Below are 20,342 nucleotides of genomic sequence, written 5' to 3' on the forward strand. Positions count from 1 at the left end.
TAACTCCGAATCTTTACCGGCACATGAACCCTACAACTGCGGCGTATCGGACAACTGGTGGATCACCTGGCCGTCCTCGCGCCCAGCCATGATGATAGCAGCCTGGCCCGCCGCCCGATATTTGGCCAGCGCCGCCAGGCAATAGTATTCGAACCACAGGCCGGTGAACACGAACACCAGCACATACAGCCAGATCGAACCGGCCGCCAGCAAGGGGAACACTACCAGCCACAAGGCGCCGCCCAGCCACAAGACCGTCGGCGCCGCGCCCAGGGCGCCGGCAATCACGCCGATCAGCAGCAGCGGCCAGCGATGGATGCGCAGCAGCGCCCGCATTTCTTCCTTGTCGGCATGGGCTGCCAGGGCTTCATAGGCAAACACCCGGTACGTCAGCCAGCCCCACAATACCAGCGGCACCAGGAAGGCGAACGGCGGGATCAGCCACAGCGGCAACGTCACCAGCCACAGCACGCAGAACAGCAGGAAAGCGGTAAACGAAGTCCAGGCGCTGCCGAGCAGCGAACCGCCATGGCGCAGTTCGAGATCGGGGAAATGACGGCGGCCGACATGGCGCGCGGTAGCCGGCAAGGCAAACGCGCCGACGAACAGCAAGGCGGTCAGGATCATCAGCGGCAGCAAGGCCCACAACGCCAGCCACGGCACGATGACTGTCTTGAGCGCGCCCAGGCCCAGCCAGCCCGGGACATAATTGGCAATGCCCCAGCCACCGTTGCCGGAAAAATAATTCTTTTGCAGCCAGTCGATCATCGGCTGCAAGCCCCACCACAGGGCCAGGCCCAGATCACGATAGACAGCACAAAAGGCAGGAAAGTCAGCATCAGCATGCGGTAATGCAGCTGCGACAACAGAGCCCTGCCGAAGGCTACCAGTACCGGGCGCATCAGCGGGACTGCCTTCTGGAAAATTCGACCATGCGTTTCAGTCCCAGCCATTGCTGCGACCAGAAACCACGGCCATAGTCGCGCGCCGGCCGGCTTGCCGTCGGCAACTGGTCGCGTATGCCGGTATGTTCGAAGGTCTTGCCGAAATAGGCGCTGCGGAACAGCACATCCCAGAACGCAAACAGCACGCCGAAATTATGGCCGCCCAGCGTGCCCGTGCCCTTGCTTTCATGGCCGATGCCGATCGCATGGTGCCAGCGGTGAAAGCGCGGCGAGACGACGATGGCGTCGCCCAGGCGGCCGAAGTGGATCCGCACATTGGCGTGCTGCAGGCTTTGCAGCATGCGGGTGATCGACACCAGCAGCACGTATTGCGCCGGCTCGACGCCGATCGCCAGTGCTACCAGGGCCATGACGACATCATGGATCAAGCCGTCGAGCAGGTGGTTGCGGTCGTCGCTCCAGAGGTTCATGTTTTGCTGGCTGTGATGCAGGCTGTGCAAACCCCACAACCAGCCGAAGCTGTGCTGCGCACGGTGGTAGCAGTATTCGCACAGGTCCAGCACCAGCAGGTACAGCAGGAAGGTAAGCAACGGCCGGTCGCTCATGCCGGGCAACAGGTTTTCCAGGTTGAACGGGTTGATACCTTGCAGGTGCAGCAGCTCGGTCACTTTCGCCGTCAGCGGATCGACCAGGAAAAACACGAATACCGAAAAAGCGCCGAGGCGGTACAGCACGGTGTACAGGAAATCGATCCAGCGCGCGCGCCGGTCGCTGAAGCTGTGCACCGGGATCAAGGCTTCCAGCGGCCGCAGGACAAGGAACAGGACGACCAGTTCGCAGACGCCGATCAGGAACCATTCGGTGCCGTCGAAAGCATCTTCCAGGTATTCGCTGAAACCGGCATGGAACATGAGCGGCTGCACCACGGACTGGAACAGCCATGCCTGGGCCGCGGCAAACCAGTCAACCAAAGTATTCGTCATGATGCCCTCCCCTTCCCGGCCTTGACTTCCGCGGCTGGTCCCTTGAGGTCGCCCTTGTAGGCGGGATGGTCGCGCAGCGTGGCAAAACAGAAACCCTTTTTCTCCAGCCCGCTGATCAGCGGCTCCAGCACCGCCGGCGCCCAGGGATCCTTGCGCGACCAGATGCCCAGGTGCGCCATGACGATATCACCGTCCTTGAGATTTTTCAGCGTGCGGTCCAGCAGCAGCTGGTTCGGCCATTTGTCGCTGGGCAGCTCGTCGCCGGAAAAACCGGCCGCGGCCCAGGCTACGTGTTTATAACCGCAAGCCTCGCCCGCCGCCAGCGTATGCGGCGTCAGGTGGCCGCCGGGCGTGCGCCAGAAACGGTCGATATGCTTGCCGGTCAATGTCAGGAAGCGCTGGTCGACGCGGTTCAGTTCGTCGCAATATTGCTGCGGCGTCCAGGCTAGCAGCTTGCCGCCGTTGGCGCCGAACTGCGGTTTGACCTCGATCTTGCCGTCGGCCAGGTCGCGCTTGGCGTACACATGGTCGAAAGTATGGCTGCCGAAGGCGTGGCCGTCAGCCACCAGCGCTTTCCAGAACGGCGCCCAGCTCGGATCGAGGGTGTAGTCGCCATTTACGGTTTTTTCATTGGCCATGAAAAACGTGGCCTTGATGTGGTGGCGCCTCAGGGTCTGGGCGATGTACTCCGCTTGCGACTGGCTGCCGGTGTCGAAACTCAGGTAGACCGTGCCGCTGCACGCCCGGGCTGGCTGCGCCAGCGACAGCGTGGCCGGCGCCAGGGTGGCCAGCGCCAGCGCTGCCGTGAGCAGGTTGCGCCTGCTTGCTGAAAACATGGACATCACAGCTCAGAAGCGCGGTTGTTGAAATAGATACCGTGCGGCGAACGCCCCACCGCAATCGTCTTGATCACTTTACGCGTGCTCAGGTCGACTACCGACACCCGCTTCAGCCAGCGCTGGGTAACCCACATGGTCTTGCCGTCCGCCGTCACTTCCATGCAGTCCGGACCGCCTGGGACGGCGATGCTGCCGACGCTTTCCAGCGTATTCAGGTCGAGCACATTGATGCTGCCGGCAACCCGGTTGGAGACGAATACATGGCGCTTGTCGCCCTGCGGACGGAAATTGTGGGCGCCGTCGCCGGTCTTGATTTTCTTGACGATCTTCTGGGTGCGCCAGTCGACCACGGCGACATAATCGCTGCCCATCACGCCAACCAGCAGGTATTTGTTATCCGGCGTCATGTAGACGCCGGCCGGCTGCTTGCCGATCGGCATGGTCCATTTCACCTTTTGCGTCGCCAGGTCGACCGCGGCCAGTTCATCATTGCCCTGCAGGGTGATGAACGCCAGCGTGCTGTCGGCGCTGAACGCCATGTGGCTAGGCATGGACGGCAGCGGCAGGCGCTTGGCCAGTTTCAGGTCCTTGCCGTCGTAGCCGTAGATATCGATGCGGTCAAGCCGCAGGCCGTTGGCGATGAACCATTTCTGGTTGGGCGAAAAGCCGATTTGATAGGGATCGACAATATCCTTCACCTGGCTCTGCAGCTGGCCGCTTTTCGGGTCCAGGAACAGCAGGGAATTGCCGGTGGCGGCGGCCACGATCAGCGACTTGTTGTCCGGCGTCGGCATCAGGTGGTGCGGCTCCTTGCCGACCGGAAAGGTATTGATTTCCTTGTAAGTTGTCTGGTCCAGCAGGGTAATGGTGGCGTCGCGCGAATTCAGCACAACCACGGTATTGCCGATGGCGGCGGCAGGCGCTGCCGCGAAAGTGGAAAAAGCAGCCAGCAGGCCGCCAGCGGCGATAAGGGAACGACCAACGGACATAAAGAAACTCGGAGAAGCGAAAACAACTATTTTACCGCGCATGAATCACACCTATAGATTTAAATGACTTTGCCGGCGTGCCGAAGCAACACACTAGATTGCCCCTCAGCACGGGTTACCGGCCGGATTTTGGTTTACACTGCTCTACTTGGCCAGGCGGCTGGTTACGCCGCCCGGCAACTATTGACTATTTTGAAAAGGACTCCCATGTCGACCACCACTACCGTTTCCGGCCTGCAGTATGAAGATGTCGTCGTTGGCGAAGGCGCTGAAGCAAAAGCCGGCAACCACGTGACCGTGCATTACACCGGCTGGCTGCAGAACTCCGACGGCAGCGCCGGCAAGAAGTTCGATTCCAGCAAGGACCGCGGCGATCCGTTCGAATTCCCGCTGGGCGCCGGCCACGTCATCAAGGGCTGGGATGAAGGCGTGCAAGGCATGAAAATCGGCGGCACCCGCACACTGATCATTCCGTCCGGACTTGGTTATGGCCCGCGCGGCGCCGGCGGCGTGATTCCGCCGAACGCCACCCTGATTTTCGAAGTCGAACTGCTGGGCGTATAAGTCCAACGGCGCCTTGATGAAACATTTCAGCCTGTCAGGCCCGATCCCGCTTCGCCTGGCTGCGTCGCTGCTGTTTGCCGTGCCGCTGCTCGGCGCCTGCACGGTGGTCAGCGTGACCACCAGCGTGGTCGGCGCCGGCGTCAGCGTCGGCAGCGCGGCGGTCAGTGTTGCTTCCACTGTAGTGGAAGGCACTGTCAAGGCAGGCTCCGCGGTAGTCGGCGCGGTCACCCCCGACTGATTCGATTTTCTCCTCCTCGATTTTTCCTCCATATTGATACGAGACTCTCATGACCCTCCAAGCCGACTTCGAACAAGCACAAGCCGATTCCAAGAATTTGCCGGAACGCCCTGACAACCTGACCCTGCTGCAAATATACGCGCTGTTCAAGCAGGCAAGCAGCGGCGACGCCACCGGAGAGCGCCCCGGCATGACCGACTTTGTCGGCCGCGCCAAATGGGATGCATGGGATGGACTGAAAGGCAGCAGCCAGGACGAGGCCAAGCAGAAATACATCGACCTGATCGAAAGCCTGAAAGACTAAAACGGCATCCGGGCCGCTCAGTTCTGGGTAACCCGGCTCAGCGTAACCCGGCCCAGCACTTCAGGATTAAGCAGGTTCGGCGGCCACTTGCGCTCCGCAGTCGGCAGCAAAGCCGCCAGCAAATTTGCCGCGGCACAGTCGGCCATCGCCCGCCGCGTAGGCTCGGAGGCGCTGGCGATATGCGGCGTCAGCACCACATTCGACAGTTCCAGGAAACCGGGATGCAGCGCCGGTTCGTTCTCGAACACATCAAGTCCGGCAGCGGCGATTTTCTTGTCGCGCAATGCCGCGATCAGCGCCAGGTCGTCGACGATGCCGCCGCGCGCCAGGTTGACCAGGATCGCGCCCGGTTTCATCAAGGCCAGCTCGGCAGCGCCGATGGTGTGATGCGACTCTTTCGAATACGGCAGCACCAGGATCACATGGTCGGCCGCCGCCAGCAGTTCTTCCTTGCCGGCATAACGGGCGTTGTTGGCGCGCGCCTCAAGCTCAGGCGCGAGGCGTGAACGGTTGTGGTACAGCACCTGCATGTCGAAACCCAGCGAACGCCGCGCAATCGCCTGCCCTATCCGTCCCATGCCGATGATGCCGAGCGTGGCGCCATGCACATCCGCTCCCAGGAAGCTGTCGTAGCGCCACTGCTTCCAATGTCCCGCGCGCAACCAGTGTTCAGACTCCGTGACCCGGCGCGCAGTCGCCATCAGCAAGGCCCAGCCGAAATCGGCGGTGGTTTCATTCAGCACGTCCGGCGTATTGGTCACCATCACGCCGGCCTTGGTGGCCGCCGCGACATCGATATTGTTATAACCGACTGCCTGGTTGCAGACCGCTTTCAGGCGTGGGCAGGCTTGCAGCAATTCGGCAGAGATACGTTCGCTGGCGGTAGCGATCACGCCATCCTTGTCGCTCAGCTTTTGCGCCAGCTCGGCCGCGCTGAAGATGCGGTCGTCCTGGTTGCTTTCGACTTCGAAATGCTGCTGCAAACCGGCGATCACTTCCGGAAACACCGCGCGCGCCATCAATATCTTTGGTTTCATGGTTCTGCCACTAACGGAAAAAATCAACGGAAAAAAATAAAAGTCATCACGACAAACAATGGCAACAGTACCACGCATGCCCAGCCCATGTAGCCGAAGAAGGACGGCATGCGGATGCCGCGTTCTTCGGCGATGGCTTTCACCATCAGGTTGGGCGCATTGCCGATGTAGCTGTTGGCGCCCATGAACACGGCGCCGCAGGAAATCGCCGCCAGCGTCGCCGCCAGCCGCGTCATCAGTTCGCCGGCGTCGCCGGACGCCGTATTGAAGAACACCAGGTAGGTCGGCGCATTGTCAAGGAACGACGACAGGATGCCGGTGGCCCAGAAATACATGATGTTATTGGGCTGGCCGTCGGCGCCGGTGACAGCGCTGACCACCAGGCCGAAAGCGCCCTGCTCGCCGGCGCGCAGCATGGCGATCACCGGTGCGATGGTGACGAAGATCCCGGCAAACAGCTTGGCCACTTCGAGGATGGGTCCCCAGCTGAAGTCGTTGCCTTCGCGGGCGATCTTGGGCGTGAGCCAGAGCGAAACCAGGATCACCACCACCAGCAGGCCGTCGCGCAGCAGGTTCTGCAATTCCACCGTGGTGCCATAGATGTTGTAGCTGACGCCCGGTTTCCAGAAACCGCTCATCAGCACCAGCAGCACCACGACGGCCAGCAGGACGAAATTGAATTTCCCTTCGAAACGCAGCCTGGCGTCGTCCGGCGTCGGATCGAGCGACGGCGCAAATTCTTCCTCGCGCTTGTGGAAATAAAAGCGGTCCAGCAAATAAAAGATCGCCAGCAGGGAAACCCACATGAACAGGGTTTCGCCAAAAATGTTCTTGAGGGTCCAGGAGAAATCCACGCCCTTCAGGAAGCCCAGGAACAGGGGCGGATCGCCGAGCGGGGTCAAGGCGCCGCCGGCATTGGCCACCAGGAAAATGAAGAAGACCACGATATGCACGACATGCTTGCGATTGTCGTTGGCGCGGATCAGCGGCCGGATCAGCAGCATCGAGGCGCCGGTGGTGCCCATCAGGCTGGCCAGCAGGGTCCCGATCGCCAGCAAGCCGGTATTCAGGGCCGGCGTGCCGTGCAGGTTGCCGCGCAGGCAGATGCCGCCGGCCACCACGAACAAGGCGGTCAGCAGGATGATGAAAGGAAAATACTCGGCCAGGAAGGCGTGCACCACGCCGGCGGCGGCAGTCGCTGCGCCAAACCCGAGCGCACAGGGAATCAGGAAAGCCAGCGACCACGCTACCGCAATCTTGCCGAAATGATGGTGCCAGAAAGCCGGCGCCAGCAACGGGCCGAGCGCAATCGACAGCAGCAGGCCCATGAACGGCACGCCCACCAGACCGACAGCTGGGCTCCGTCCAGTTCTGCCGCTTGCGCAGCCAAGGGCAGGAAGGCAATCAGGACAGCGAGTATTTTCTTATGCAATGTAGTCTTCCATAAAGGTGATCGATCGAAACCGGACTATTTTAGCCCGAAATTGATATCAAACAAATAACGAAGGTACTAAGTTGCCGCGGCAACCGGCTCTGCAATCTCGAAAACCTGGCGCAGGTAATTCAGATAGGCCTGGTCGTCGCACATGTTCTTGGACGGCGTATCCGACAGCTTGGCCACCGGCTGGCCGTTACAGCGCACCATCTTCATGACGATCTGCAAGGGCGTGTAGCCGAGGTCGTTGGTCAGGTTGGTGCCGACGCCGAACGCCACCCGGGTCCGGTCCTTGAAACGCAGGTAGAGCTCGTTGACCTTGCCGAAATCGAGGCTGTCGGAAAACACCAGCGTCTTGGTCGAGGGATCGACGCGGTTGTCCTGGTAATGCTTGATCAGGCGCTCGCCCCATTCGAACGGATCGCCGGAATCGTGGCGGGCGCCGTCGAACAGCTTGCAGAAGTACAGGTCGAAGTCGCGCAGGAAAGCCGCCATGCCGTAGACGTCGGACAAGGCGATCCCGAGGTCGCCGCGATATTCCTTGGCCCACATTTCAAAGCCGTAAATCTGCGAATCGCGCAGCCGCGGACCGAGCGACTGGCAGGCTTGCAGGTATTCGTGCGCCATCGTGCCCAGCGGCGTCATGCCGTATTTCATGGCGAAATGAACGTTGGAAGTGCCGACCAGGTGCTGCGCAAAATCGCGCTGCAGGGTCTGCACCACTTCTTCGTGCCAGCTGCGGGAAAAGCGCCGACGCGTGCCGTAGTCGGCCACCTTGCAGCCGGCCATGGCGGGATTGTCGCGGATCAGGGCCATCTTGTCTTGCAGGCGCTTGCGCCCTTCGGCATGGTCCGGCGCGGCCTGGGTGGCGCGGAAATAGACTTCGTTGACGATCGCCAGCACCGGCACTTCAAACAGGATGGTATGCAGCCACGGTCCCTTGACCGTGATGTCGATCTCGCCGTTGTCCGCCGCCGACGGCTGCACGCTGATGTATTTCTGCTGCAGGTGGAACAGGCTGAGGAAATCGATGAAATCGCTCTTGAAGAAACGCATGCTGCCGAGGTAGGCCAGTTCCTGTTCCTGGAAACGCAGGCGGCACAGCCCGGCGATCTCGTCGCGGATTTCGTCGACGTAAGGCCGCAGGTCGATGCCCTTGTTGCGGCATTTGTAGCGATACTCCACTTCGGCTGCCGGGAAATGATGCAAGACCACCTGCATCATCGTGAATTTATACAAATCTGTATCGAGCAGCGAAGTAATGATCATGGTCTTTGATTACATGGCGGTGAGTGGCTGGCGAAACCTCGGATTTCCTGTACCGATCTTACATCTTACAACAGCGATCTCATTTGCCGCACATATCGGCATAACGCGTTTTCGGCTCGCGGCGCTGGCTGCGCGTCCCCTTGTCCGATGATGGAAAAAAGACGTCCAGCAATGATGCATTGCCCCGCTCCCTGCCGTTAGGTTCGGCATAGTTGGGCCTTGCCCCGTTGGGCTCGCGATTCGGCTGGCCGGGATAGGTCCGGGACAGGTCCGCGTACGGATAAAAATCGGGAGCGATTATCGGCTCACGCTGCGCCTGCTGTTCCAGCCTGTCGCAACGCTGCGCCCTGGTCATGGCCTGACCGCGGCTGCCGCCCTGCGGCGGCGATTCCGATTCCGGCACCGCCAGCAAGTCCCGCTGGTCTTCGCGCGACAAACCGTTAAAGCTGTTGCGGATACCGACGGCATTGAGGTGAACGGCCGGATCGACGGCGGCGGCATGCCGGTAGCCAGCGCTGGCTGCCCGGCGGCGGCCAAAAACATCAGGGCTGCTAGTGGAACAAGCGGAAAAGATAGGTTCATGGCAATACGCTATAGCGATGAAAACTTGGTGTAAAAGCTTGCGACATGCATTTTCCAGAGATGACAGCGTGACAATTTTATCCCACTCGTCACATTGCCATGGATTTTTTTATATGGCCTCAATGGCGGCCGACGCATGGTCCGGCTCGAAGAAACACCAGTGCACCTGCGGCCAGCGCTGCTGGATCCCGGCTTCGATGCGGTTGATGGCGTCGACCAGCGCCACATCCGAAGGCTGCGGCCGCATCACGGCTTGCACCGCGATCATGACCTGCTCACCCCATTGCATGGAAATCAGGTTCCTGACTGCCGCCACATCGGCGTCGGCTTCGATATGCGCCTTGATGGCGGCATGCACCTCGGGCGCCGCCGACTCGCCGGTGACCATGGCTTTCACTTCGCGGATCACCATCACCGCGACGATCATCAGCAGCAGGCCGACCGCGATCGTGCCGCAGGCGTCCCACAGCGGATTCCCGGTCACCACCGTCATCAGCACCGCAACAAACGCCAGCGCCAGTCCAGCCAGCGCAGCGATATCCTCGCCCGCCACCACCATCAGCTCCGACTGCCGGGTTTCGCGGAACCACTGCATGAATGGCTTGCCGTCTGAAATCTTGCGGATCTCGACCATCGCACCGCGCAGGGAAAACGCTTCCAGCACCACCGAAACGCCCAGCACACCAAGCGCTACCCAGGGAGTACTGATAGCCTGTGGATGCTTCAGGTGCTCGATGCCTTCCATGACCGAAAACGCGCCGCCGACAAAAAACAGCAGCAGCGCCACCATCATCGCCCAAAAATACACCACCCGCGCATAGCCCATGGGATGGGACGAGTTTGCCGGTTTCTTGGCTTCTTTCAGGCCGATCAGCAAAAACACCTGGTTGGTGCAATCGGCCAGCGAATGGATCGCTTCCGCCAGCATGGCCCCCGAACCCGTATAGATCGAAGCGGCAAACTTCGCCAGCGCGATGCCGCCATTGGCGCCCAAGGCGTAAAAAATGGCTTTGGTGGAGCTTTCGTTGGAAGATGACATAATTATTCCGTAGCAACAAAGGCGTCCACGATAGCCATTTTGCCAAGCTGACGCAAGCAATCCTGGCGCGGCCTCGAAAAGCTTGCGGCGGATGTGGTAAAACTGAGGAAATACCGGCAATTTCCGTTAATGTGAATTTCACATTTGCTTATATGGATTCTATATAACAGCTGTTTGTGGGAAAACCCGAATTACCTTAAAATACAAGGCTTTGCGACAGGGTATATATCAAGGGCAGCTTTGCTCCGAGCCGCCGGTCGCCGCCTCAAGATCCGCTTCAAGAACATTATTTACAGATAGGACTGTTGTTATGACCCACGTTGTGACCGAATCCTGCATTCGCTGCCGCTATACCGACTGCGTGGATGTATGCCCGGTTGATTGCTTCCGCCAAGGCCCGAATTTCCTGTCTATCGACCCCGACGAGTGCATCGATTGCGCGGTCTGCGTCGCCGAGTGCCCGGTCAACGCCATCTATGCCGAAGAAGACGTGCCGGCCGACCAGCTGCATTTCATCAAACTGAATGAAGACCTGTCGCGCCACTGGCCGTCGATCACCAAGACCATCGCTCCTTTGGCGGAAGCCGAGGAATGGAAAGACGTCAAGGAAAAATTGGATTTCTTGCAACGTTAAGCTGCTTTGGCGGGCGGCCGCTGCAGCCAGCCACCAATTCAAGCCAGGCCATTGCCCCCAGCCATACAGGAATTCGCGAAATTTAAATCCAATCGCCGTCGCCACCGCTGGCATGGCTTTTGGGGGACCCAACTGAAACAGGAATCAGATCGTCGTATGGATACCACCGTCAAACTTGCACCAGCACCCACTTCCGCCAACAGCGTGATCGAAACCGATGCCGTCATCGTCGGCGCCGGCCCGGTAGGCCTGTTCCAGGTCTTTGAACTCGGCCTGCTGGAAATCAAGGCCCATGTCATCGACTCGCTGCCGGTCGTCGGCGGCCAGTGCGTGGAGCTGTACCCGGACAAGCCGATCTACGACATCCCTGCCGTCCCGGTCTGCACCGGCCAGGAACTGACCGACAACCTGCTCAAGCAGATCGAACCGTTCGAACCGACCTTCCACCTGAACCAGGAAGTGACGCTGGTAGCGCGCCGCGAAGACAACCGCTTCGACCTGGAAACCTCGGCCGGCACCCGCTTCATCACCAAGACCATCTTCATCGCCGCCGGCGTCGGCTCGTTCCAGCCGCGCACCATCAAGGTCGACGGCATCGACCAGTTCGACAATACGCAGCTGTTCTACCGCGTCAAGGATCCTGTCCAGTTCCACGGCAAGAACCTGGTGATCTGCGGCGGCGGCGATTCGGCGCTGGACTGGGCGCTGGACCTGGTCGGCAAGGCCGAATCGGTAGTCTTGCTGCACCGTCGCGAAGAATTCCGCGCGGCGCCGGCTTCGGTCGCCAAGATGAAAGCCTTGTGCGAAGCCTACGAAATGCAGTTCCTGGTCGGCCAGGTCACCGGCCATGAAACCAAGGACGGCAAGCTGAGCGAGATCAAGGTCACCGGCCCGGACGGCGTCACCCGCCGCCTGCCGCTGGACACCCTGCTGGTGTTCTTCGGCCTGTCGCCGAAACTCGGCCCTATCGCCGAGTGGGGCCTGGACATCGAGCGCAAGCAGCTGAAAGTGGTCGATACCGAGAAGTTCGAAACCAACGTGCCGGGCATCTTTGCGGTGGGCGACATCAACACCTATCCGGGCAAGAAGAAACTGATCCTGTCAGGCTTCCATGAAGCCGCGCTGGCCGCATTCGGCGCTGCGCCTTACATCTTCCCGGACAAGAAGATCCACATGCAGTACACCACCACATCGCCGAAGCTGCACAAGATCCTGGGCGTGGAATCGCCAGTGTTCGACTAATCGCCTGGCGCCAGTACAAAAAAGCCGCTCGAGGAAAGTTTCCCGAACGGCTTTTTTATCGCCTGAAAATAAAAACGCCCGGGATGCTGATGCATCCCGGGCGTTTTTCACACAGCTAGCCGTGTAATTACTGCGCTGCCGCCGGAGCAGCTTCGCCGCCCTCCTGGGCTGCCTTCATCGACAGTTTCAGACGGCCGCGGTCGTCGGTTTCCAGAACCTTGACACGCACTTGCTGGCCTTCTTTCAGGTAGTCGGCGACGGCATTGACGCGCTCATTGGCGATCTGGCTGATGTGCAGCAGACCATCTTTGCCCGGCAATACCTGCACGATCGCGCCGAAGTCCAGCAGCTTCAAGACTGTGCCTTCGTAGACCTTGCCGACTTCAACCGAAGCCGTCAGTTCTTCGATGCGGCGCTTGGCTTCCTGGCCGGCAGCAGCATCCACCGAAGCGATAGTGACGACGCCTTCGTCGCTGATATCGATCTGGGTGCCGGTTTCTTCCGTCAGGGCGCGAATCACAGCGCCGCCCTTGCCGATCACGTCGCGGATTTTTTCCGGATTGATCTTGACGGTGATCAGGCGTGGTGCGAAATCGGACAGCTCGGTTTTACCGTGCGGAACCGCTTCCTGCATCTTGCCGAGGATATGGATGCGGCCTTCTTTGGCTTGCGCCAACGCGACCTGCATGATTTCCTTGGTGATGCCCTGGATCTTGATATCCATCTGCAACGCAGTGATGCCGTTGGCTGTACCGGCTACCTTGAAGTCCATGTCGCCGAGGTGATCTTCGTCACCCAGGATGTCGGTCAGGACGGCGAACTTGCTGCCATCCTTGATCAGGCCCATGGCGATACCGGCCACGTGCGCTTGCATCGGCACGCCGGCGTCCATCAGGGCCAGGCAGCCACCGCAGACCGAAGCCATCGACGACGAACCGTTCGATTCGGTGATTTCCGATACCAGGCGCACCGAGTAGCTGAAATCTTCCGGCGCCGGCAGTGCTGCTTGCAGAGCGCGCTTGGCCAGACGGCCGTGACCGATTTCGCGGCGCTTTGGCGTACCGACGCGGCCGGTTTCGCCGGTAGCGAACGGTGGCATGTTGTAATGCAGCATGAAGCGGTCCGAATACTCGCCCATCAGCGCGTCGATCTTCTGTTCGTCGCGTGCAGTGCCCAGCGTGGCGACTACCAGCGCTTGGGTTTCGCCGCGGGTGAACAGTGCCGAACCATGGGTACGCGGCAGGACGCCGGTACGGATCGAGATCGGACGCACGGTACGTGTATCGCGGCCGTCGATGCGTGGTTCGCCTTCGAGGATCTGCGAACGGACGATCTTGGCTTCCAGGTCAAACAGGATGCCGCTGACTTCCGAAGAATCAGGTGCGGTGCCGCCGATCGATGCAGCTTCGGCAGCCAGCGCCGCGTTGACTTCTGCGGTTGCGTCTTTCAGCTTGGCAGTACGGGCTTGCTTGTCTTTGGTCTGGTAGGCTTCGCGCAGCTTGGCTTCGCCGAAATGCGCAACGCGCGCGATCAGGGCGTCGTTCTTTGGCGCCGGGCTCCATTCGACTTCAGGCTTGCCGCCATCGCGCACCAGTTCATGGATAGCGTTGATGACTGCCTTCGATTGCTCGTGGCCGAAGACGACCGCGCCCAGCATGATTTCTTCCGACAATTGCTTGGCTTCCGATTCCACCATCAGCACGGCGCTTTCGGTACCGGCAACCACCAGGTCCATGGCCGACTTGGTCAGCTGGGATGTGGTCGGGTTCAACACGTACTGGCCGTCGATATAACCGACGCGCGCAGCGCCGACCGGACCGGCGAAAGGAATGCCGGCAACCGACAAGGCAGCCGAAGCGCCGATCATTGCGGCGATGTCTGGATCGATTTCAGGATTGACCGACAGCACGTGAATGATGACTTGCACTTCATTCAGGTAACCTTCCGGGAACAGCGGGCGGATCGGACGATCGATCAGGCGCGATGTCAGGGTTTCTTTTTCGGAAGGACGGCCTTCGCGCTTGAAGAAACCGCCTGGGATGCGGCCGGCTGCGTATGTCTTTTCAACGTAATCAACGGTCAATGGGAAAAAATCCTGACCTGGCTTAGCATCTTTGCGTGCCACCACGGTAGCCAGCACAACGGTATCTTCAATCGATACCATCACTGCGCCGGAGGCTTGGCGAGCGATCTCGCCGGTTTCCAGCGTGACCTGATGCTGACCATACTGGAATGTCTTAGTAACTTTATTAAACACAATATATCCTTCTCATTAGTTGGGGACAGAGTAATTCGCCTCAGGCTAACGCTTGCGACTCTTAAACTCTTTCCCGCAATTATTTATATGCCGACAGATTTTCAGGCGCTGTCGTTCACCTCACCACTGACGATTCATCGCTGGCTGCTGCCAATGAATTGCCGTCTCCATGCTTAGAACCAACTTCTTGAAACTTGTGCAGATAAGCCGCAAAAAAGCTGCTGCCAAAAGCAAAAATGCCCGCATCAGAAACTGATACAGGCATTTTTTTCAACTTATCGACGGACCAAGGACATCGTCGCGAAATATCGAAACAGGATGTCGCAGAAAATAACGTCGGCCGACGACGAGTCGCGCACTGACGATTACTTACGCAAGCCGAGTTTTTCGATCAGCGAGCGGTAACGGTTCAGATCCTTACCCTTGAGGTAGGACAGCAGGCTTTTACGACGGTTAACCATCATGATCAGGCCGCGGCGGGAATGGTGATCCTTGGCGTGGGCTTTGAAGTGACCGTTCAGGTCGTTGATACGGGCTGTCAGCAGCGCAACTTGCACTTCCGGGGAGCCGGTGTCGTTTTGACCGCGCGCATTATCAGTGATAATAGCGGCCTTGGCTGTTTTTTCGATAGTCATGCTTTACCTTTCACAAGCGGTGTACAGAGTACGTAACCCTATGCACCGTGAACAAACAATTAGAAAATCCGGTCAAACTTGACCAGACGCGCAGTATATAGCAAAAATCCTGCGGATTCAAATACTTAGGGGTTGTCGGGGTGTAAATTGGATATTTGGGCGGTTGTAGCTGGATGCGAAGCAAGGCAGACGACACGCCGCAGTGCGAGCACTGCAAGTGGCGGCTAACGTAGCAGCGCGCCAGCTACAGCCAGCACAAATGTTCAATTTACACCCTGACAGCCCCTCAGCGTCGCACCAATAACAATTTATCTTGGAGTATCGCCATGAAGCAACCCTTTCCCCTTCTCCTGGCCGGTTTGCTGCTGAGCCTCGGCGGTTGCGCCTCGCTGCTGGCGCCGCCGGTCAATCCCGGCGAACCCGAAGCGCAAGTGCTGGCGCGCCTGGGGAAACCTACCGGGACTTATCAAGACGGCAATGATGTATTATGGGAATACGCGCGCGGCCCCTACGGCCAGGCGACGTATATGGCGAAAATCGGCTCCGACCACAGATTAGTTTCTTATGAGCAAGTATTGACCCTGGAGAAATTCGCCACCATCAAGGTCGGCCAGTTCAACCAGGCCGATGTGCTGCGTACCATCGGCAAGCCGTTCGAAACCGTTTATTACGACCGGGTCAAGCTGAACGGCTGGAACTACGCCTACAAGGAAGCCGGCGTCTGGAATTCGGAGATGACCGTGTATTTCGACGACAGCGGTATTGTCCGCAAGCTGGAAAACGGCCCCGATCCGCGTTATGAACACTCCCGCTTCGGCCGGTAAATTTTAAAGAGAGCGACTGCATGATCAAATTCCCCGAGCGGCAACGGATCCAGGCCATGCTGGCCGGCACCCTGCAGGAATGGTTCAAGCAGCGCTGCGGCAGCAAGGGCGCGGCCCTGGCCTTCTACACCCTGTTCTCGATGGCGCCGATGCTGATCCTGGTGATCGCGATTGCCGGTGCGGTATTTGGCGAACAGGCTGCGCGCGGCGAGATTTTCGGCCAGCTGTCGGGCTTGATCGGCTCCACCGGGGCCGACGCCATCCAGCTGCTGCTGGCAGCGGCCCACAGCAACCGCTCGGGGCCGATCGCGGCGATGATCGCGGTGGCGGTGCTGCTGGTCGGCGCCACTACCGTATTCTCGGAGCTGAAGGATAGCCTGGACGAGATCTGGTACGTGCCGATCACCCGCCACTCCGGCTTCACGGCCCTGATCCGCACCCGGCTGCTGTCGTTCGGGCTGATACTGGTGCTGGCCTTCCTGCTGCTCACCTCGCTGGTGGTGAGCGCGGCGCTGGCGCTGCTGGCCAGATACCTGGGCGGCATGTGGCTCAGCGTGACGGTGATTGTCTCGCCACTGTCGCAGCTGTTTTCGTTCGCCGTGATCGCCAGCCTGTTCGCCTCGATCTACAAGATGCTGCCGCAGGTCAAATTGCCATGGCGCGATGTCTGGATAGGTTCGATCGGCACCGCCGCCCTGTTCGTGCTGGGCAAATACCTGATCGGCATCTACCTCGGCAACAGCGGCGTCGCCTCCAGCTATGGCGCGGCCGGCTCGGTGATCGCGCTGCTGCTGTGGATTTATTATTCGGCGCAGATCTTCTTTTTCGGCGCCCAGTTCACGCGCCAGTACGCGCTGTTTTTCGGCAGCCTGCAAAACAAGGAAGCCGGCAATCTGGCGACGCCGGCTTCCTGATTTCCTTTTAGCACCGCGTGGGCACAGATGCCCACCCTACCTCTTGCCTAGTCCTGATACGGCTCCAGCCCGCGCTCTGACAAGCGCAGGATGCGGCCGCAGCGGCGCGCCAGTTCGATGTCGTGGGTCACGATCACGAACGCCGTGCCCAGGGTCTGCGACAGTTCCAGCATCAGGTCGAAAGTCATTTGCGCAGTAGCGCGGTCGAGGTTGCCGGTAGGTTCGTCAGCCAGCACGCAAGCCGGCCGCGTCACCAGCGCCCGCGCCAGCGCCACCCGCTGGCGTTCACCGCCGGACAGTTCGCCCGGCACATGGATCACCCGCTCGGCCAGGCCGACCCGCGCCAGGATCTCGCGCGCCTGCTGCTGCGCATCGCTGCGCTTGAGGCGGCGGATCATCAACGGCATCGCGACGTTATCCAGCGCGGAGAACTCCGGCAGCAGGTGATGGAACTGGTAGACGAAACCGAGCGCGTTGTTGCGCAGGTCACCGCGCGTCTTTTCGCCCAGCGTCGTAAAGTCCTTGCCCAGCAGGCTGACATTGCCGGCAGTCGGCGTATCGAGGCCGCCCAGCAGGTGCAGCAGGGTCGACTTGCCGGAGCCGGAAGCGCCGACGATGGCGACCTGCTCGCCCTTGGTCACATCGATATCGATGCCGTTCAAGACCTTGACCGAATAACTGCCCTGGGTGAAGGTCTTGCCCAGGTTGCGGCAGGAAAGGACAACCGGATTATTTGTATTATTCATAACGCAATGCCTCAGCAGGTTTCACCCGGGCAGCCCACCAGCTCGGATACAGGGTGGCCAGGAAAGCCAGCACCACGGCGACCCCGCCTATGGTCCAGACATCTGGCCAGCGCAGGTCTGACGGCAATTCGGTAATCACGTACACGCTCTTGGGCAGGAACTGCACATGCAGCAGGTTTTCGATGAACGGCACGATGACGTCGATATTCAAGGCCACCAGCACCCCGGCGCCGACGCCGATGGCGGTGCCGATCAAACCCACCAGCGCGCCCTGGATCATGAAGATCTTCATGATCGAGCCCGGCGATGCGCCCAAGGTGCGCAGGATCGCAATGTCAGCCTGCTTGTCGGTCACCGTCATCACCAGGGTCGACACCAGGTTGAAGGCGGCCACCGCGATGATCAGGGTCAGGATGATGAACATCATGCGTTTCTCGGTCTTGACCGCGGCGAACCAGTTGCTGTTCTGCTGGGTCCAGTCGCGCAGGTACAGGTTGGGCGGCAACGTGGTCGCCAGCTGCTGCACGATCTGCGGCGCCTGCAGCATGTCGGTGACTTTCAGGCGCACGCCGGATGGCGAGTCCTGGCGGAACATCTTTTCCGCGTCTTCCAGGTGGATGAAAGCCAGGGTCGAATCGTATTCGAAATGGCCGGCCTCGAAAATCCCGGCCACGGTGAACTGGCGCAGGCGCGGAATCACGCCGGCCGGGGTCACCTGGCCTTGCGCCGCCATCAGCGTCACCTTGTCGCCGATGCCGACGCTCAAGGCATGCGCCAGCTCTATCCCCAGCACGATATTGAATTCGCCCGGCTTGAGGTCGTTGAAGCTGCCGCGTTTGACCTTGCTGGCCACGTCCGACACCTTCGGCTCTTCCGCCGGCAGCACGCCGCGCACCGCGACGCCGCGCAACACGCCGTCGCGCACCAGCATGGCCTGCGCGTCGACATAGGGCGCCGCACCTATCACTTCCTTGTTCTTGAACGCCTGGCGCGCGACCTCTTCCCAGTTCGGCATGGAGCCGGAAGCGTCGAACACCTCGATATGCGCCAGCACCGACAGCATGCGGTCGCGCACGTCTTTCTGGAAACCGTTCATAACGGACAGCACCACGATCAGCGCCGCCACGCCGAGGGCGATGCCGGCCATCGAAATCAGCGAGATGAAGGAAATAAAGCTGTTGCGGCCGCTGCGCTTGCCCGCACGGGTATAGCGAATGCCGACCAGCCACTCAAACGGTAAATTTTTTAAGATGCTCAAACAAGGCTCCCGAAATCAGCCCGCAGTTTGCCATAAATTGGCAAACTCACGTTGCTTTACAGTGCAGTACTACGTAAATGAGGGAATCCCAGAAGTGCTGATTTTTTGTGCCAGGCTAGGCGCAAACCGGAGCGATAGTGGTGCTATCGCGAGGATTTGCAACGACGCATGGTTCAAAAAAGCAGTGCTTATGGGGTTTCCTCATTTGCGTAGCACTGCACTATGCCTGTGTTCTGATCCTGACAACTCCCTATCGTTCAGTCAAAATCGAGGCAGCGCCACCAATTGCCAAAACGAAATATACTATTCGGCATACGGCCGTATCCGTAAAATATCCAACCTGAACAGGATTCCATGATGAAAAAATTCTTCGCCCTCTGCCTGGGACTGTTATTGGCGCAAGCGGTAGCCGCCGCCCCGCTGCCCTATGATGAAAAGGCCGACGCCAAGACCGACCTGACCCAGGCGCTGAGCCAGGCCCAGGCCAGCCACAAGCAGGTGATCCTGGTGTTCGGCGCCAACTGGTGCACCGATTGCCGCGAACTGGACAAGGCGATCCATGGCAAAAGCGCATCGCTGATCGATGGCAAATTCATCCTGGTGAAAGTCGATGTCGGCAATTTCGACAAGAATCTCGATGTCGCCCAGTCTTACGGCAACCCGATCAAGAAGGGCATCCCGGCCGCGGTGCTGCTCAGCCCCGACAACAAGATCCTGTATTCGACCAAGGCCGGCGAGCTGGCCGATGCCCGCCGCATGGGCGAGAACGGCATCTATGACTTCTTCAACAAAGAGATCGTAAAACGGCAAGGCAGCTAAGCTCACGCCCAACTGCCCCGGTTTCCTGCAGTCCCGGCTGCCTGTTAGATCGAGCTGTTACTTCGGCGCCAGCCGGATCCCGCCATCGAGGCGGATCACTTCGCCGTTCAGGTAGACCGTCTCGACGATGGTCTTCACCAATGCCGAGAATTCGGCAGGTTTGCCCAGCCGCGGCGGGAACGGCACCATTTTCCCGAGCGCGTCCTGCACTTCTGCCGGCATGCCGAGCAGCATCGGCGTTTCCATGATGCCTGGCGCAATCGTCATCACACGGATGCCGTGGCGCGACAGTTCGCGCGCCGCCGGCAAGGTCAAGGCCACTACTCCGCCCTTGGACGAGGCGTAGGCGGCCTGGCCGATCTGGCCGTCGAACGCCGCCACCGAGGCGGTATTGATGATCACGCCGCGTTCGCCGTCGGCATTCGGCTGACCCTTGCTCATCGCATCGGCAGCCAGGCGCATCATGTTGAAGGTGCCGATCAGGTTGATCTGGACCACCCGCGCGAAATCTTCCAGGCCATGCGGCCCCTCCTTGCCGACGATGCGCTTGGCCGGCGCCACGCCGGCGCAGCTGACCAGTCCGTGCAAGCCGCCGAACACCGTCAGCGCCGTATTGACGGCTTCCGTCGCGCTGGCCTCGCTGCACACGTCAGTCGCCACAAAACGGGCGTTGGCGCCCAGCTGCGTCGCCAGTGCGGCGCCGGCTTCCTGGTTGATGTCGGCGATCACCACCCTGGCGCCGCCCTGCACCAGCATGGCGGCAGTCGCAGCACCCAGGCCGGAACCGCCGCCGCTGATCAGGAATACATTATTTTCGATTTGCATGGTT

At 60.0% G+C, this 20,342-nt stretch carries 21 protein-coding genes and 2 pseudogenes; 8 read left to right on the forward strand and 15 right to left on the reverse strand.

From position 1 onward, the window contains the following. Positions 1–30 precede the first annotated feature (30 nt). From CFter6_RS17445 to CFter6_RS17460, 4 genes and pseudogenes are all read right to left on the reverse strand, one after another. A pseudogene (locus CFter6_RS17445) lies at positions 31–902 on the reverse strand (EI24 domain-containing protein). Next, positions 902–1,888: a sterol desaturase family protein gene (locus CFter6_RS17450; protein ID WP_061541000.1), complete on the reverse strand. Its 987-nt coding sequence runs from the start codon at positions 1,886–1,888 to the stop codon at positions 902–904. Before CFter6_RS17450 ends, CFter6_RS17445 begins: the two are co-directional and overlap by 1 nt. Beyond that, positions 1,885–2,730: a polysaccharide deacetylase family protein gene (locus CFter6_RS17455; RefSeq protein WP_236904352.1), complete on the reverse strand. Its 846-nt coding sequence runs from the start codon at positions 2,728–2,730 to the stop codon at positions 1,885–1,887. Before CFter6_RS17455 ends, CFter6_RS17450 begins: the two co-directional genes overlap by 4 nt. Further along, the gene (locus CFter6_RS17460; RefSeq protein ID WP_236904353.1) at positions 2,730–3,716 is read right to left on the reverse strand and encodes a YVTN family beta-propeller repeat protein; all 987 of its coding nucleotides are present in this window, start codon (positions 3,714–3,716) and stop codon (positions 2,730–2,732) included. Before CFter6_RS17460 ends, CFter6_RS17455 begins: the two co-directional genes overlap by 1 nt. 207 nt (positions 3,717–3,923) lie before the next feature. On the opposite strand from CFter6_RS17460, the gene CFter6_RS17465 reads away from it, so the two are divergent. The 3 genes from CFter6_RS17465 to CFter6_RS17475 are packed head-to-tail and all read left to right on the forward strand — an operon-like array spanning position 3,924 to position 4,822. After that, positions 3,924–4,280 carry an FKBP-type peptidyl-prolyl cis-trans isomerase gene (locus CFter6_RS17465; RefSeq protein ID WP_061541001.1) on the forward strand — a complete coding sequence of 119 codons (357 nt, stop codon included), beginning with the start codon at positions 3,924–3,926 and terminating at the stop codon, positions 4,278–4,280. Between the two features lie 16 nt (positions 4,281–4,296). Continuing rightward, positions 4,297–4,518 carry a hypothetical protein gene (locus tag CFter6_RS17470; RefSeq protein ID WP_061541002.1) on the forward strand — a complete coding sequence of 74 codons (222 nt, stop codon included), beginning with the start codon at positions 4,297–4,299 and terminating at the stop codon, positions 4,516–4,518. A gap of 49 nt (positions 4,519–4,567) precedes the next feature. Next, positions 4,568–4,822, forward strand: a complete 255-nt coding sequence (locus CFter6_RS17475; RefSeq protein ID WP_061541003.1) for an acyl-CoA-binding protein — start codon at positions 4,568–4,570, stop codon at positions 4,820–4,822. 17 nt (positions 4,823–4,839) lie between these two features. Here CFter6_RS17475 and CFter6_RS17480 read toward each other — a convergent pair whose 3' ends face one another. The 5 genes and pseudogenes from CFter6_RS17480 to CFter6_RS17500 form a co-directional block, all read right to left on the reverse strand. Next, a complete protein-coding gene (locus CFter6_RS17480) occupies positions 4,840–5,859 on the reverse strand; it encodes a 2-hydroxyacid dehydrogenase (protein WP_061541004.1) in 1,020 nt (339 codons plus the stop codon). Between the two features lie 23 nt (positions 5,860–5,882). Further along, positions 5,883–7,291 (reverse strand): annotated as a pseudogene (locus CFter6_RS17485) (sodium:proton antiporter). Positions 7,292–7,369: 78 nt separating this feature from the next. Beyond that, positions 7,370–8,563: a nicotinate phosphoribosyltransferase gene (gene pncB, locus CFter6_RS17490; protein WP_061541005.1), complete on the reverse strand. Its 1,194-nt coding sequence runs from the start codon at positions 8,561–8,563 to the stop codon at positions 7,370–7,372. A 79-nt stretch (positions 8,564–8,642) separates the two neighbouring features. Beyond that, positions 8,643–8,999 carry a hypothetical protein gene (locus tag CFter6_RS17495; protein WP_061541006.1) on the reverse strand — a complete coding sequence of 119 codons (357 nt, stop codon included), beginning with the start codon at positions 8,997–8,999 and terminating at the stop codon, positions 8,643–8,645. A 255-nt stretch (positions 9,000–9,254) separates the two neighbouring features. Next, entirely contained in the window at positions 9,255–10,184 is a 930-nt protein-coding gene (locus CFter6_RS17500) for a cation diffusion facilitator family transporter (RefSeq protein WP_061541007.1), read from the reverse strand. Positions 10,185–10,494: 310 nt separating this feature from the next. Between CFter6_RS17500 and fdxA the strand changes: the two genes are divergently transcribed. Both fdxA and CFter6_RS17510 read left to right on the forward strand, forming a co-directional pair. Further along, complete coding sequence (gene fdxA, locus CFter6_RS17505; protein ID WP_041742182.1) at positions 10,495–10,818, forward strand: ferredoxin FdxA; 324 nt, start codon at positions 10,495–10,497, stop codon at positions 10,816–10,818. A gap of 156 nt (positions 10,819–10,974) precedes the next feature. After that, entirely contained in the window at positions 10,975–12,060 is a 1,086-nt protein-coding gene (locus CFter6_RS17510; protein ID WP_061541008.1) for an NAD(P)/FAD-dependent oxidoreductase, read from the forward strand. Between the two features lie 127 nt (positions 12,061–12,187). On the opposite strand, the gene pnp is transcribed toward CFter6_RS17510, so the two are convergent. From pnp to rpsO, 3 genes are all read right to left on the reverse strand, one after another. After that, positions 12,188–14,317, reverse strand: a complete 2,130-nt coding sequence (gene pnp, locus CFter6_RS17515) for a polyribonucleotide nucleotidyltransferase (protein WP_061541009.1) — start codon at positions 14,315–14,317, stop codon at positions 12,188–12,190. Between the two features lie 115 nt (positions 14,318–14,432). Next, entirely contained in the window at positions 14,433–14,591 is a 159-nt protein-coding gene (locus CFter6_RS26060) for a hypothetical protein (RefSeq protein ID WP_167351408.1), read from the reverse strand. 91 nt (positions 14,592–14,682) lie between these two features. Then, complete coding sequence (rpsO, locus tag CFter6_RS17520) at positions 14,683–14,952, reverse strand: 30S ribosomal protein S15 (RefSeq protein WP_014007042.1); 270 nt, start codon at positions 14,950–14,952, stop codon at positions 14,683–14,685. A gap of 326 nt (positions 14,953–15,278) precedes the next feature. Between rpsO and bamE the strand changes: the two genes are divergently transcribed. Together bamE and CFter6_RS17530 are read left to right on the forward strand one after the other, a co-directional pair. Then, positions 15,279–15,776, forward strand: coding sequence for an outer membrane protein assembly factor BamE domain-containing protein (gene bamE, locus CFter6_RS17525; RefSeq protein ID WP_061541010.1), 498 nt, complete (start codon positions 15,279–15,281; stop codon positions 15,774–15,776). 20 nt (positions 15,777–15,796) lie between these two features. Continuing rightward, positions 15,797–16,690 (forward strand): YihY/virulence factor BrkB family protein, encoded by an 894-nt coding sequence (locus CFter6_RS17530; RefSeq protein ID WP_061541011.1) that lies wholly within the window; start codon positions 15,797–15,799, stop codon positions 16,688–16,690. A gap of 47 nt (positions 16,691–16,737) precedes the next feature. Here the strand turns inward: CFter6_RS17530 and lolD are convergent, their stop codons facing one another. Together lolD and CFter6_RS17540 are read right to left on the reverse strand one after the other, a co-directional pair. Beyond that, positions 16,738–17,436 carry a lipoprotein-releasing ABC transporter ATP-binding protein LolD gene (gene lolD / locus CFter6_RS17535; protein ID WP_061541012.1) on the reverse strand — a complete coding sequence of 233 codons (699 nt, stop codon included), beginning with the start codon at positions 17,434–17,436 and terminating at the stop codon, positions 16,738–16,740. Continuing rightward, on the reverse strand, positions 17,429–18,694 hold the full coding sequence (locus CFter6_RS17540; RefSeq protein WP_061541013.1) for a lipoprotein-releasing ABC transporter permease subunit: 1,266 nt from the start codon (positions 18,692–18,694) through the stop codon (positions 17,429–17,431). The genes lolD and CFter6_RS17540 overlap by 8 nt, the downstream gene beginning before the upstream one ends. Positions 18,695–19,048: 354 nt before the next feature. On the opposite strand from CFter6_RS17540, the gene CFter6_RS17545 reads away from it, so the two are divergent. Beyond that, positions 19,049–19,513: a thioredoxin family protein gene (locus CFter6_RS17545; protein ID WP_014007047.1), complete on the forward strand. Its 465-nt coding sequence runs from the start codon at positions 19,049–19,051 to the stop codon at positions 19,511–19,513. Between the two features lie 57 nt (positions 19,514–19,570). On the opposite strand, the gene CFter6_RS17550 is transcribed toward CFter6_RS17545, so the two are convergent. After that, positions 19,571–20,338, reverse strand: coding sequence for an SDR family NAD(P)-dependent oxidoreductase (locus CFter6_RS17550; protein WP_061541014.1), 768 nt, complete (start codon positions 20,336–20,338; stop codon positions 19,571–19,573). Positions 20,339–20,342 lie beyond the last annotated feature (4 nt).

Origin of the sequence: Collimonas fungivorans, assembly GCF_001584145.1 — a bacterium.
Classification (GTDB): domain Bacteria; phylum Pseudomonadota; class Gammaproteobacteria; order Burkholderiales; family Burkholderiaceae_D; genus Collimonas; species Collimonas fungivorans.

Coding starts and splice junctions, on each gene's coding strand:
- CFter6_RS17465 (WP_061541001.1), top strand. CDS start 3,924: ATGTCGACCACCACTACCGTTTCCGGCCTGCAGTATGAAGATGTCGTC.
- lolD (WP_061541012.1), bottom strand. CDS start 17,436: ATGAATAATACAAATAATCCGGTTGTCCTTTCCTGCCGCAACCTGGGC.
- rpsO (WP_014007042.1), bottom strand. CDS start 14,952: ATGACTATCGAAAAAACAGCCAAGGCCGCTATTATCACTGATAATGCG.
- CFter6_RS17510 (WP_061541008.1), top strand. CDS start 10,975: ATGGATACCACCGTCAAACTTGCACCAGCACCCACTTCCGCCAACAGC.
- fdxA (WP_041742182.1), top strand. CDS start 10,495: ATGACCCACGTTGTGACCGAATCCTGCATTCGCTGCCGCTATACCGAC.
- CFter6_RS17475 (WP_061541003.1), top strand. CDS start 4,568: ATGACCCTCCAAGCCGACTTCGAACAAGCACAAGCCGATTCCAAGAAT.
- CFter6_RS17530 (WP_061541011.1), top strand. CDS start 15,797: ATGATCAAATTCCCCGAGCGGCAACGGATCCAGGCCATGCTGGCCGGC.
- CFter6_RS17550 (WP_061541014.1), bottom strand. CDS start 20,338: ATGCAAATCGAAAATAATGTATTCCTGATCAGCGGCGGCGGTTCCGGC.
- pncB (WP_061541005.1), bottom strand. CDS start 8,563: ATGATCATTACTTCGCTGCTCGATACAGATTTGTATAAATTCACGATG.
- CFter6_RS17460 (WP_236904353.1), bottom strand. CDS start 3,716: ATGTCCGTTGGTCGTTCCCTTATCGCCGCTGGCGGCCTGCTGGCTGCT.
- CFter6_RS17455 (WP_236904352.1), bottom strand. CDS start 2,730: ATGTCCATGTTTTCAGCAAGCAGGCGCAACCTGCTCACGGCAGCGCTG.
- bamE (WP_061541010.1), top strand. CDS start 15,279: ATGAAGCAACCCTTTCCCCTTCTCCTGGCCGGTTTGCTGCTGAGCCTC.
- CFter6_RS17500 (WP_061541007.1), bottom strand. CDS start 10,184: ATGTCATCTTCCAACGAAAGCTCCACCAAAGCCATTTTTTACGCCTTG.
- CFter6_RS17470 (WP_061541002.1), top strand. CDS start 4,297: ATGAAACATTTCAGCCTGTCAGGCCCGATCCCGCTTCGCCTGGCTGCG.
- CFter6_RS17480 (WP_061541004.1), bottom strand. CDS start 5,859: ATGAAACCAAAGATATTGATGGCGCGCGCGGTGTTTCCGGAAGTGATC.
- CFter6_RS17450 (WP_061541000.1), bottom strand. CDS start 1,888: ATGACGAATACTTTGGTTGACTGGTTTGCCGCGGCCCAGGCATGGCTG.
- CFter6_RS17545 (WP_014007047.1), top strand. CDS start 19,049: ATGATGAAAAAATTCTTCGCCCTCTGCCTGGGACTGTTATTGGCGCAA.